This window comes from Cellulomonas wangsupingiae (genome assembly GCF_024508275.1).
Lineage (GTDB): Bacteria > Actinomycetota > Actinomycetes > Actinomycetales > Cellulomonadaceae > Cellulomonas > Cellulomonas wangsupingiae.
In genome coordinates this window covers 3,361,160-3,372,742 of sequence record NZ_CP101989.1, presented here as the reverse complement: position 1 = coordinate 3,372,742, position 11,583 = coordinate 3,361,160, and the positions used below count along the sequence as shown (strand labels likewise).

Sequence of the window (11,583 nt, the reverse complement as noted above, 5' to 3'; positions counted from 1 at the left end):
CCTCCTTCACAGGACGTCAGGCTCGGCGTCCTCGACGGCGCGCTCGGCGCCGGTGAGGATCCTGACCAGGTGGTAGACGGTGTACAGGGCGATGAGCACCCCGGAGATCGGCAGCGCCAGGTACAGCGGGCCGACGTTCACCGGCAGGCCGGTGAGGTTCTGGTCCCACGCCAGGTCGACGACCCGCAGCCCGCCCCAGATCAGGACGAGGGCGGTGAAGACGAGGATCGAGAGCTGGACGAGCACCGCCACGGCGACCTGGGCCTTGCCGGGGAGCTTCTTCACGGCGAAGTCGACCGCGATGTGGCCGCGCTCGCCGAAGACGAGCGCCGACGCGAAGAGGCCCAGCCAGATGAACAGGTACTTGGCGAGCTCCTCGGACCACGTGCTGGGCTGGTCGAGGACCTGTCGGGCGAAGACCTGCCACGTGACGTCGAGGACGAGCACGGCGAACAGCACCACGCACACCCACGTCAGCAGCCGGTCGAGCAGGGACTTTGCTCTGGTCATTGGTCGGGCCTCTCCGCGTCGCCTCGTCGTCACTCGGCCGCGGCGCGGACCTGGTCGAAGATCGTCCTGGTGACGTCGTTCGTCAGCTTCTTCTGCGTCAGCGGGGCGATGGCCTCGGTGAACGCGTCCGTGTCGACCTCGTTGAACGTCGCACCGGCGGCCTCGGCGGCCTTGATGCCCTCGGCGACCTGCTCCTTCCAGAGCTTCGCCTCCTCGACGCGGGCCTCGGCGAGCAGGTCGGTGAAGATCTCCTGGTGCTCGGGCGTCATGGCGTCGTAGACGGCCGGGCTGATGATCAGGTAGTCGGGGAACATGAGGTGGCGCGTGTAGCTGTAGAACGGCGCGACCTCGGCGTGCTTGAGGTTCGAGTAGATGAGCTCGTTGTTCTCGCCGCCCTCGAGGACGCCGGACTGGATGGCGGTGTAGACCTCGCCCTGGCCCATCGGGGTGCCCGTGCCGCCCATCAGCGCCATCATCTCGATGTTCGTGTCGGACTCGATGACGCGGATCTTCATGCCCGCGAGGTCGGCCGGCGTGTTGATCGGCTTGTCGGCGTTGTAGACGGACCGGACGCCGCCGTGGAACGCGCTGACGACCTTGATGCCCTCGTCCTCGAGGGACGAGTACAGGTCGCCGACGATCTCGGGGTCGTTCGTCGTCGCGGACTGGTGCTCGGGCGAGTCGAAGACGAACGGCAGGTTGAAGACCACGAAGTCGGGGTTGAAGTTCTCGAGCAGCGGGCCGCCGACGTAGGCCATCTCGATCGTGCCGGCCTGGACGAGCTCGATGGTCTCGCGCTGCGCGCCGAGGGTCTCGTTGGGGAAGACCTCGATGTCGTACGCGCCGTCGGTGGCCTCGAACAGCTTGTCGCCCAGCTCGTCGAGCACGATGTACTGCGGGTGGGTCTCGGGCTGGTTGAACGCGGCCTTCATGACGAGCGTGTCCGCGTTCGGCTTCGCCGCGGTGTCGTCGGACGACGCGCTGGGGGAGTCCTGCGTGACCGGGCTGGTGCCCGCGCTGCACGCCGTCAGCGCGAGCACGGAAGCGCCGATGAGGGCCGTGATCGTGGCGGCCTTGGATCGCCTCATGGGGACTACTCCTCTGTCGGCTCACCCGGGGGAGGTGAGCGGGTGGTGTCGGTGAGCACCGCCCGGGGGGGGCTGTGCCGGACATCGCTGTCCGGCGTTGCTGACCTCGCTGTCAGTGCCACGAGTATGGAACCATGTTCCGAGGCACGGAACAAACCCTGCCGGATGTCCGGGGCCGCGCAGCACAACCTTGGTCCCGGGTGGGCCGCCGTCCGGCGTGTACCACCCACCCTGTGAGACGGAGCAACGATGCACCTCACCCCCTCGTCGGACCTGCCCCTGCTCGGGGCGTACGCGATGGCCCCGGCCGACGGCGCCGCACGCGCGCAGTTCTGGGCCGCCGTCGCCGACCTCCCGATCGGCGGCCTCGAGCTGCCGCTGCCCGCGCCCGGCACCCCCGCCGAACCGGCCCTGCTCGCCGCGCGTGACGACCTGAACCTGCTCGTGACCTGCATCCCGACCGTCATGGGCCGCCTCGCGGACGACCCGGTGTACGGCCTGGCCTCGGGGGATCCCGACGGCCGTCGGCGGGCGCTCGACGACGTCCGGCGCGCCGCCGACCTCGCCGCGACGCAGGCCGCCGCCGGGGCCGCGCGGGTCGCCGCGATCCAGGTCCACAGCGCACCCGGCCCCCGCGGCGGGAGCCGCGACGCGCTCCTGCGGTCGCTCGAGGAGATCGCCACGTGGGACCTGGCCGGTGCCCGGCTGCTCGTCGAGCACTGCGACGCCCTCGTCACCGGGCAGGTGCCGGCCAAGGGGTTCCTCACGCTCGACGACGAGCTCACGGTGCTCGCCGACCTCGCCCGCACCGACGGCTCCGGGCCCGCCCTGGCGGTCAACTGGGGCCGCTCGGCCATCGAGGGTCGCAGCCTGCACACCCCGCTCGAGCACCTGCGGGCCGCACGCGACGCCGGCCTGCTCGGGGCGCTCGTGCTCTCGGGCGCCACCGACGTGACGACGGAGTGGGGCGCGCCGTGGGCCGACGCGCACATCCCGCCGCGCGGCGACGCGCCGGCGCTCGCGGCCTCGGCCGACTCGCTGCTCGGGCCCGACGAGATCGCGGCCGCGCTCGCGCTCACCGACCCCGGCTGCCTCGTGGCGGTCAAGGTCGCCGTCCGCCCGGCCGACGCGGACGTCGCCACCCGGATCGAGGTCGCCCGCGCCGCACTCGCGCAGGTGACGGCGGCCGGCGCCGCCCGATGAGCGCGACCCGCGTCGGCGTCGTCGGCCTCGGCACGATGGGCGCACCGATGGCCGGGCACGTTCTGGCCGCCGGGTACCCCCTGCACGTCACGGCCCGGCGGCCCGAGGCGACCACCGGCCTCGTCGCCGCCGGCGCCACCGCGCACGCCACCGCCCGCGCCCTGGCCGCGCACAGCGACGTCGTCCTGTCCGTGCTGCCCGACCTGCCCGAGCTCGTCGACGTGCTCGAGGGCCCCGACGGGCTGCTCGCCGGCGTCACCGGCCCGCTCGTGCTCGTCGTGTGCTCGACGAGCGCCCCGGCCGGGGTGCGGGCGCTCGCCACCACGCTCGACGCCCGCACCGACGGCCGGGTGCGGGTGGTCGACGCGCCCGTCAGCGGCGGGCAGGAGGGCGCCGCGGCGGGGACGCTCGCGGTCATGGTCGGCGGCGCGGACGACGACGTCGCCCGCGTGCTGCCCGTCCTGGGTGCCACCGGGACGCCCGTCCACCTCGGCCCGCTGGGGTCGGGGCAGGTCGCCAAGGCGTGCAACCAGGTCGTCGTCGCCGCGACCGTCACCGCCCTGGCCGAGGCCGCGGTCGTCGCCGAGCGCTCCGGGCTCGACGTCGGCCGGATGCTCGACCTGCTCGGCGGCGGCTACGCGGCCAGCCGCCTGCTCGAGGTCAAGAAGCACCGGTTCGTGGCGCACGACCACAGCCCGTCGGGCCCGGCGCGCTACATGGTCAAGGACCTGCGCGCCGCGCTCGACGAGGCCCGCGCCACCGGCACCGCGACGGTGCTGACGGACGTGCTGCTCGAGGTGTTCACCGACGTCACCGCGGCCGGCCTCGGCGACCTCGACACGTCCGTCGTGCAGGACTGGCTCGCCGCGCGGACCCCCCGTGGCTGAGCCCGGTGCGCCCTGCACGTCGCGCGGCGCACTCATCTCCGTGCGCGACACGGGCAGGCGCGGGTACCACCGCGGGCCCGTGCCCCCGGGGGACGTCCTGCCACGGGGGTGCCACCGACGCTCGACTACGTTTCCACCGCCACGCCCCGGGCACCGGCGCCCGGCGTGCCCTGACCTGACGCGAGGACTGTCATGACCGACCCCACCCCCGAGCGCCGTACCCGCGTGATCGGGCCGCTCACCCCCGGATCGCTGCGCAACCTGGCCGACACGCTGCGTGCCGAGAACGCCGGGGCGATCCTGCTGCTGCTCGGCGCGGTCGTCGCCCTGGTCTGGGCGAACTCCCCGTGGGCGGGCGGCTACGCCGCGCTGAGCGACACGGTCGTCGGGCCGGCGGCGCTGCACCTCGACCTCACGGTCGCGCAGTGGGCCACCGACGGTCTGCTCGCGATCTTCTTCTTCGTGGTCGGCCTCGAGCTCAAGCGCGAGATGGTCGACGGCCAGCTCCGGCGCCCGTCGACCGCGATCGTCCCGATCCTCGCGGCCGTCGGCGGCATGGCCGTGCCCGCGCTGGTGTACACGGTGGTCAACCTGCAGGCCGGCGGCAGCTCCGAGGGCTGGGCCATCCCCGTGGCGACCGACATCGCGTTCGCGGTGGCCGTGCTCACCGTCTTCGGCAAGCGGCTGCCCACGGCGCTGCGCGCGTTCCTGCTGACGCTCGCCGTGGTCGACGACCTGCTCGGCATCGTCGTCATCGCGGTCTTCTACGCCGTCGGCCTGCAGATCGTGTGGCTCGGCGTCTCGCTCCTGACCATCGCCGTGTTCGCGGTGCTCGTGCGGCGCCGCACCACCGCCTGGCTGCTCGTCCCGCTCGCCGTGCTGGCGTGGACCTTCATGCACATGTCCGGCGTGCACGCGACGATCGCGGGCGTCATCCTCGGGTTCACGGTGCCCGCGCTGGCCCGCAGCGGCGAGACGGTCAGCCGCGCCGAGCGCCTCGAGCACGTGTGGCGCCCGGTGTCCGCGGGCCTCGCGGTGCCGGTGTTCGCGCTGTTCGCCGCGGGCGTGAGCATGAGCCCGAGCGCGCTGGCCGACGCGGTGTCGGACCCGGCCGCGCAGGGCGTCGCCCTCGGGCTCGTGCTCGGCAAGCCCGTCGGGATCCTGCTGGCGACGTTCCTGCTGGTGCGGCTGACCAAGGCCACGCTCGACCCGAGCGTGCGGTGGCCCGACCTGGCGGCCGTCAGCGTCGTCGCCGGCGTCGGGTTCACGGTCTCGCTGCTCATCGGCGAGCTGTCGTTCGACGCGGGCTCGCCGCACGGCGAGAACGTCAAGGCCGCCATCCTGCTCGGCTCGCTCGCCGCGGCCGCGCTCGGCGGTGCCCTCCTGACCTGGCGGACCCGGGTCCAGGCCCGCCGGGACGTCACCGGCGGGCAGCCCTCCGCGTCCGTGAGGTGACCCGCCGTCCCCCGGCCCGCCTCAGGGCCGGGGGAGGGTGAGCCCCGCGGGCAGCAGGGGAGGCAGCGTGCGCGCGACGGCCGCGTGCAGCCCGGCGACGCGCGACGGCGTCATGCGCTCGACGGGTGCCGTGACCGAGACCGCCGCGACGGCCGCGCCCGCGCGCAGCAGGGGGACCGCGACGCAGCTGATTCCGGCCTCGTTCTCCTCGACCTCGGTCGCGTACCCGTCACGGCGCGCGCGCTCGAGCGCCTCCCAGACGTGCTCGGCGTCGACGCCGGCGGTGTCGAGGTAGCCGGCGAGCGCCGCCCGGTCGGTCCCGCGGTAGGCCAGCAGCGCCCGCCCGAGCGCGGTGGTCACCGCAGGGCTGCGTCGGCCGATCGCCGACCACACCCGCACGGGACGCTCGGGCTCGACCTTGTCGAGGTAGACGACCTCGCGCCCGCCGAGCACGCCGAGGTGCACGAGCTCGTCGACCTCACGGCTCAGCGCCACGAGCGCCGGGTGCAGCAGCACCGGCAGGTTCTCGTCGCCGAAGTAGTCCTCGGCCAGGCGCGTCGCGGCGGGTCCCAGCGCGTACCGGCCGGACGGCTCCTGCGACGCGAAGCCGCGGTGGCGCAGCGCCGCCAGCGTGCGGTGCACGGTCGTCTTGTTGAGGTCCAGCCCGGCCGCGAGGTCCGCGAGTCCGGCGCCGTGCGGGCCGGCCGCCGCGAGCGCCTCGAGGACACGCAGCGCGCGGTCGACGGCCTCGACGGGGGACGCCGTCCGGTCCGCACCGGGCCGGGGTGCGGCGACGTCGTCCGGGTGTGCCATGGCCCCAGCGTAGGAGGGCCCGCCGGCGCCCGGTGCCGCGCCCGCCCGCGGCTACGCTCGGAGCATGCCGTGCACGGGTGAGGTCGCAGGTCAGCGCGATGGGACGGCGAGGTGACGCCGACCGGCGGGACGTCCGACGACGTGCCCGGCGACCGGCCCGACGAGCCCGTGGGCGTGGGCCCGTGGCCCGGTGGGCCCGCCGCGTGGCCCCGGCTGCCCGGCGGCGGGCTCGACCCCCGGTACGACCCCGAGCTGCTCGCGCACGGCGACCGCCGCAACGTCGTCGACGCCTACCGGTACTGGACCGTCGAGGCGGTGGTCGCCGACCTCGACACCCGCCGCCACCCGTTCCACGTCGCCATCGAGAACTGGCAGCACGACCTCAACATCGGCTCGGTCGTGCGCACCGCCAACGCCTTCAACACCGCCGGCGTGCACGTCGTGGGGCGACGGCGGTGGAACCGGCGGGGCGCGATGGTCACCGACCGGTACCTGCACGTGCACCACCACCCCGACGCGGCCGCGCTCGCGACGTGGGCGGCAGGGGCCGGCCCGGGCGGGGGACGGCTGCCGGTCGTCGGCGTGGACAACGTCCCGGGCTCGGTGCCGATCGAGACGACGCCGCTGCCGCGCGCGTGCGTCCTGCTGCTCGGCCAGGAGTCGACGGGCCTCACCCCGCAGGCGCAGGCGGTGTGCGACGTCGTCGTCCACATCACGCAGCACGGCAGCACGCGGTCCCTCAACGCGGGGGCCGCCGGTGCCATCGCGATGCACACGTGGATGACGACGCACGCACGCTCCTGACGGTCCCGGTGGACGTCCCGGAACGCCGACGGCCGGGTGGTGGCAGACTCGTGTCGTACCGCACCCGAACATCAGGAGAGCCGCGATGCCCATCGCCACCCCCGAGGTCTACGCCGAGATGATCGACCGGGCGAAGGCCGGCAAGTTCGCCTACCCCGCCGTCAACATCACGTCGTCCCAGACCGTCACCGCCGCCATCCAGGGCTTCGCGGAGGCAGAGTCGGACGGCATCATCCAGGTCTCGGTCGGCGGCGCTGAGTACGCCTCCGGCTCGACGATCAAGAACCGCGTCAGCGGCACGCTCGCGCTCGCGGCGTACGCGACCGAGGTCGCCAAGAACTACGGCGTCACCATCGCGCTGCACACCGACCACTGCGTCAAGAAGAACCTCGACTCGTGGGTCCGCCCGCTCCTCGCCCTCGAGGCCGAGCAGGTCAAGCGCGGCGAGAACCCGACGTTCCAGTCGCACATGTTCGACGGCTCGGACATCCCGCTGGACGAGAACCTCGTCATCGCGGCCGAGCTCCTCGAGCTGTCGCAGGCGGCCCGCACGATCCTCGAGATCGAGGTCGGCGTCGTCGGTGGCGAGGAGGACGGCCACGAGGCCGAGATCAACGAGAAGCTGTACACGACGGCCGAGGACGGCCTGAAGACCGTCGAGGCCCTCGGTGCCGGCGAGAAGGGCCGCTACCTGACGGCCCTGACGTTCGGGAACGTGCACGGCGTGTACAAGCCGGGTGCGGTCAAGCTGCGCCCGTCGATCCTCGCGGACATCCAGCGTGAGGTCGGCGCGAAGATCGGCAAGGAGTCGCCGTTCGACCTCGTCTTCCACGGCGGGTCCGGCTCGACGGCCGCGGAGATCGCCGAGGCGGTCGACAACGGCGTCATCAAGATGAACATCGACACCGACACGCAGTACGCGTTCACGCGTCCGGTCGTCGGCCACATGTTCACCAACTACGACGGCGTCCTGAAGATCGACGGCGAGGTCGGCAACAAGAAGGCGTACGACCCGCGCGCCTGGGGCAAGCTCGCCGAGGCGGGCATGGCCGCGCGCATCGTCGAGGCGTGCCAGCAGCTGCGCTCGGCGGGCACCCGGATCGGCTGATCCGCCGGCCTGATGACGCACGACGGCCCCGGCCCCCGCGAGGGGGACCGGGGCCGTCGGCGTTCCGGCGGGCCGTGCGCCCGGGCGTGCCCGGTGCGCCGGCCGTCAGGCCGTCGGCTCGACGGGCTCGAACGGTGCCTCGTCGTCGTCGACGACGTCGAGGAGCTCGCCGATGCGCGTGACCTCGAGGAGGAAGCGCACGGTCGGCGGCACGCGCAGCAGGCGGACGCGGTGCTCGCTGCGGATCGACAGCCGGGCGAGGAAGGCCACGCCCGACGAGTCCATGAACGTCACGTGGTGCGCGTCGACCTCGATGGGCAGCCCGCGCTGCTCCGCCTCGGCCGTCGCCTCCTGCAGCTCCGGGCCGAGGTCCGCGTCGACCTCGCCGGACAGGACGATCCGTGTCCGGTCGGCGCCCACGATCACCTGAACGGCGCCGGGCTCCCCGGCGGTCACCGCCGCCGACGCGTCGGCCGTGGTGGCCTCATCCTCGGCGGAAGGGCTGTTACCGTCTCGCACGATGCTCCTTCCGGGCGCTGGAGGGGCTGACCGGGGTGGTCGAGCCTTCCGTCCGTTCGGCACGCTAGACGATCGGAGGTGGTGGTGGTCAACTCCCCTGCCACCGAACAGCGTGCCGAGCCTACGCCGCACAGCGACGTGCGAGGTCCGTCCGCCGCTCTCGGGCCGGGCTCGTCGGCCCTCGCGGCGGCCCTCGGGGCGACCCAGATCCCCCTCGCGGTGCTGCGTGCGGAGCGGTCGCGGCTGCACGTCACCTGGGTCAACGACGCGCTCGCCCGGGCCGTCGGGTACGCCGCGGACGACGTCGTGGGCGTGGACGTGCTGACCGACCCCCGCGTGCGCCCGTCGGACCCGCAGGCGGCGCTGACGGCCCTCGCGGAGTCGTCCTCGCACCCGGTGGTGCTGCGCCGGGCCGACGGTGCGCACGTGTGCTGCGTCGCCCACCTGTCCGCGGTGCCGGCCGGCCCGGACGTCCCGCCGGGCACGCTGGTGGCCGCGGTGCAGGACCTGACGACCGAGCTGACGGCGTCCGCGGAGCAGGCGGCGCTGGTCGCCGAGGAGCGCCGGGAGCGCCGCAGCCTGTCGCTCATCGCCCGCGTGTCGGACCTGCTGGTGGACGTCGACGAGCCCGACGGGCTGCGCGAGATCGCGGCGCTGCTGGAGTCGCAGGTCGTCGAGCGCGCGCGGTTCTTCCTGTTCGACAACGGGCTGTGGGCGGCCGACGGGCTCGGCCCGTACCGCAGCACGGCACGGCACCACGGACCGTCGGGACGCATGCTGTCGCGCTGCACCGACGACCCGGTGGGCCGGCTCCTGGCGGGTGCGCGCGACGACGTGCTCGAGCTGGACCTGGCCGCGGACCACCCGCAGGGCACCTACGCCCACTGGCTCGCCGAGCGGCTGCGGCCCGACGTCCCCGGCGACGACGCCCGGGTCGTCGTCCAGCCCGTCCCCGGGCGGCGGCGCACGGTCGGACTGCTCGTGGTGCGTCCCCACGGCGGCGGCGGGGTCGAGGCCCTCGGCTCGCACGACCGCACGGTGGTCGAGCTCGTCGCCCGCCGCGTCGGGCTGTCGATCGACAACGTGCGCCTGTACGACCGTGAGCACCGCCTGTGCGAGACGCTGCAGCGCGCGATGCTCCCCGAGCAGGCCGAGGTCGACGGCCTCGACGTCTGGACGTACTACTCCCCGAACGCGGACGACGCGCAGGTCGGCGGCGACTGGTACGACGTCCTGCAGATCGACGCCCGGACGATCGGTGTGGTCATCGGTGACGTCGTGGGCCACGACGTCGAGGCGGCCGCGACCATGGGCCAGCTGCGCTCGGTCGTGCGGTCGTACGCGTTCGACATCACGACGCCCGGTCCGGTCCTCGACCGCGTCGACCAGCTGTTCGGCGGCATGCGCATCGCCCGGGCGGCGAGCCTGGTCTACTCGGCGCTGCACCGGGACGACGCGGGCCGGTGGGTGCTGCGGTACTCGCGCGCGGGGCACCTGCCGCTGCTGCACGTCCGCGACGGGCAGGCGCGGCAGCTGACCGGCAGGGGCGGTCTGCTCATCGGCTTCGGAGCGGGCGGGCGCGCGACCGACGAGGTCGTGCTCGCGCCCGGCGACGTCGTCGTCTACTACACCGACGGCCTGGTCGAGCGGCGCGACCGCAGCCTGCGCGACGGGCTGGCGGTGCTGGAGACCGTCGCGGCGGGCGTCACGGCCCGCGACGCCGCCGGCATCGGGGAGGACCTGCTCTCGCGGCTCGCGGACCAGCCCGAGGACGACGTCGCGGTCGTCGTGCTGCGCGTCCCGGGCCCCGACGACCAGCTCGCCGGGGCCGTCAGCCCGCGCCGGCGCCGCTGGGCGCTGCCGAGCGAACCGGCGTCGATCGGCAGGGCCAGGCACGCGGTCCTGCGCACGTGTGAGACGTGGGAGATCGCCGACGCGGCGAACGCCGAGCTCGTCGTCTCCGAGCTCGTCGCCAACGCCGTGCTGCACGGCTGGGGGCACGTCGCGCTGCAGCTGCACGACACGGGGGACGGGCTGCGCATCGAGGTCGAGGACGCCAACCCGACGCCCCCGATCACGACCGACGGGCACCCGGGCCGGGTCGGCGGGTTCGGCATGCAGATCGTCGAGCGGCTCGCCGACTGGGGCTGGCGGCAGTCGCGCGCCGGCAAGGTGGTGTGGGCGAAGGTCCGCCCGGGGGAGATGCCCGGCGCAGCGCGCCCGGTGACGTGACGCCCGGACGCCCGCCGGTCAGGCAGGCGCGGGCGCGTCCCGGCTCGTCGGGAGCGCCCCGGCGCCCAGCTCGCACCGGTGGTCCGTGTCGATGCGGAACAGCTCGAGCGCGCCGCAGATCTCCAGCACGAACAGCTCCCGGTCGGCTGCGCCGCGCAGCACGGTCGCACCGCCGCGGCGCCGGCCGGCGTCGGCCAGCGAGATGAGGAACGCCGCGCCCGTGGAGTCCATGAACGTGACGCGGCACATGTCGATCACCAGCAGCTGGCGACGCAGGCCGACGATGCGTGCCGTCACCTCGGGGAACTGGTCGCGCTCGGCCAGGTCGAGGTCACCGGTGATGACCAGCGTCGTCGTCGTGGACGACGTCGAGATCTCGATCATGAGAGGTCCTGGGGTCCGTGCCGACCGGCGAGGGGGTCCCGCGGGGGCGGGGTACTGGTCGGATGTTCGACTGTAACCGTGAGCGCAGGACCCCGCGACCCCTCCGTCCGGCGCGGTGCGAGACTGGCGCCATGACCCACGAGAACCTCCTCGACGGCCCTGCGCCGACGCTGCTGCCCGCCGCCGGTCCCGACGCGGTGGCCCGTGACGCCCTCGCGGCCGGCACGGACCCGCGCGACGTGGTGCCGGCGGCCCCGGCGGCCTCCCTGGTGTGGGCGCTGCTCGCGGAGCGGGCCGACGACCCCGTCGCGGCGTACGCGTACGCCAGGACCGGCTACCACCGGGGCCTGGACGCGCTGCGCGGCGCGGGCTGGCGGGGACGCGGCCCGGTGCCGGTGGCGCACGTCCCGAACCAGGGGTTCCTGCGGGCGGTGCTCGCCCTGGCGGTCGCGGCGGACGCGATCGGCGAGGTCGCGGAGGGCGAGAGGTGCCGTCGGCTGCTCGAGGACAGCGGCACGTCGGCCGACGAGGTCGCTGCGCTGCGCTGAGCCGCGACGGGGGTCGTCCGCGGACGTCCCCG

The 11,583-nt window shown here is 74.3% G+C and carries 12 protein-coding genes; 7 read left to right on the top strand and 5 right to left on the bottom strand.

Annotated elements, in window-relative coordinates; genetic code table 11:
- Positions 1-6: 6 nt before the first annotated feature.
- Positions 7-510 (bottom strand): TRAP transporter small permease, encoded by a 504-nt coding sequence (locus NP075_RS15595; RefSeq protein ID WP_227566145.1) that lies wholly within the window; start codon positions 508-510, stop codon positions 7-9.
- Positions 511-539: 29 nt separating this feature from the next.
- Positions 540-1,598 (bottom strand): TRAP transporter substrate-binding protein, encoded by a 1,059-nt coding sequence (locus NP075_RS15590; protein ID WP_227566146.1) that lies wholly within the window; start codon positions 1,596-1,598, stop codon positions 540-542.
- Positions 1,599-1,847: 249 nt separating this feature from the next.
- Here NP075_RS15590 and NP075_RS15585 point away from each other — a divergent pair, with 249 nt between their 5' ends.
- The 3 genes from NP075_RS15585 to nhaA all read left to right on the top strand — a co-directional run bounded on the left by NP075_RS15585 (position 1,848) and on the right by nhaA (position 5,143).
- A complete protein-coding gene (locus NP075_RS15585; RefSeq protein ID WP_227566148.1) occupies positions 1,848-2,801 on the top strand; it encodes a DUF4862 family protein in 954 nt (317 codons plus the stop codon).
- Positions 2,798-3,688, top strand: a complete 891-nt coding sequence (locus tag NP075_RS15580; protein ID WP_227566150.1) for an NAD(P)-dependent oxidoreductase — start codon at positions 2,798-2,800, stop codon at positions 3,686-3,688. Before NP075_RS15585 ends, NP075_RS15580 begins: the two co-directional genes overlap by 4 nt.
- Positions 3,689-3,880: 192 nt before the next feature.
- Positions 3,881-5,143 carry a Na+/H+ antiporter NhaA gene (gene nhaA / locus NP075_RS15575; RefSeq protein WP_227566152.1) on the top strand — a complete coding sequence of 421 codons (1,263 nt, stop codon included), beginning with the start codon at positions 3,881-3,883 and terminating at the stop codon, positions 5,141-5,143.
- 21 nt (positions 5,144-5,164) lie between these two features.
- Here the strand turns inward: nhaA and NP075_RS15570 are convergent, their stop codons facing one another.
- Positions 5,165-5,956: an IclR family transcriptional regulator gene (locus NP075_RS15570; RefSeq protein ID WP_227566154.1), complete on the bottom strand. Its 792-nt coding sequence runs from the start codon at positions 5,954-5,956 to the stop codon at positions 5,165-5,167.
- Positions 5,957-6,067: 111 nt separating this feature from the next.
- Between NP075_RS15570 and NP075_RS15565 the strand changes: the two genes are divergently transcribed.
- Both NP075_RS15565 and fbaA read left to right on the top strand, forming a co-directional pair.
- Entirely contained in the window at positions 6,068-6,760 is a 693-nt protein-coding gene (locus NP075_RS15565; protein ID WP_227566156.1) for a TrmH family RNA methyltransferase, read from the top strand.
- A gap of 85 nt (positions 6,761-6,845) precedes the next feature.
- Positions 6,846-7,868 carry a class II fructose-bisphosphate aldolase gene (fbaA, locus tag NP075_RS15560; protein ID WP_227566157.1) on the top strand — a complete coding sequence of 341 codons (1,023 nt, stop codon included), beginning with the start codon at positions 6,846-6,848 and terminating at the stop codon, positions 7,866-7,868.
- Positions 7,869-7,973: 105 nt separating this feature from the next.
- Here fbaA and NP075_RS15555 read toward each other — a convergent pair whose 3' ends face one another.
- Entirely contained in the window at positions 7,974-8,387 is a 414-nt protein-coding gene (locus tag NP075_RS15555) for an STAS domain-containing protein (RefSeq protein WP_227566163.1), read from the bottom strand.
- Between the two features lie 138 nt (positions 8,388-8,525).
- Between NP075_RS15555 and NP075_RS15550 the strand changes: the two genes are divergently transcribed.
- Positions 8,526-10,619: a SpoIIE family protein phosphatase gene (locus NP075_RS15550; protein ID WP_227566165.1), complete on the top strand. Its 2,094-nt coding sequence runs from the start codon at positions 8,526-8,528 to the stop codon at positions 10,617-10,619.
- 18 nt (positions 10,620-10,637) lie between these two features.
- Here the strand turns inward: NP075_RS15550 and NP075_RS15545 are convergent, their stop codons facing one another.
- Complete coding sequence (locus tag NP075_RS15545) at positions 10,638-11,003, bottom strand: STAS domain-containing protein (protein ID WP_227566167.1); 366 nt, start codon at positions 11,001-11,003, stop codon at positions 10,638-10,640.
- A 131-nt stretch (positions 11,004-11,134) separates the two neighbouring features.
- Between NP075_RS15545 and NP075_RS15540 the strand changes: the two genes are divergently transcribed.
- A complete protein-coding gene (locus NP075_RS15540) occupies positions 11,135-11,551 on the top strand; it encodes a DUF3151 domain-containing protein (RefSeq protein WP_227566169.1) in 417 nt (138 codons plus the stop codon).
- The last annotated feature ends 32 nt before the right edge of the window (positions 11,552-11,583 follow it).